1 protein-coding gene is annotated in these 383 nt (G+C 56.7%); it reads left to right on the top strand.

Going from position 1 to position 383, the window contains the following annotated elements:
- On the top strand, positions 1 to 383 hold a 383-nt coding region (locus tag AC1DCY_RS27905), incomplete at both ends, for a lytic polysaccharide monooxygenase (RefSeq protein WP_477356090.1).

Raw genomic sequence — 383 nt, 5'->3', positions numbered from 1 at the left:
CAAACACGCTTGCGTGATTCCGGATGACAAGACCGGCCACCATGTGATTCTGGGTATCTGGACTGTTGGTGATACCGCTGCGGCGTTCCACAACGTCGTTGACGTCAACATTCTTGCCGAGGCCGCATTGCCTGGCGGCTGGAACTCTGTTGGCGCCATCACCCCTGCAACCACCCTGATTGCCGGGGACAAGGTCAAGGCTCGCGCCTTTACCCATAGCGGTGAAAGCGCGCAGTACAGTGTCGAGATCACCGTCGATAACGCTGATGAAGGCAAACCGGAGAACTGGTCGTTCAAGTTGGCCGAGCAGATCAACAAGACCCAGACGTTGATAAAAGCCGGCATTCGCGATGAGCAAGGCAACATCGAGCCTGGCGCGTATA

Source organism: Lysinibacillus sp. 10T31 (assembly GCF_056394365.1).
The sequence above is the reverse complement of the archived record's forward strand: the minus strand, read 5'-3'. Positions and strand labels throughout refer to the sequence as shown.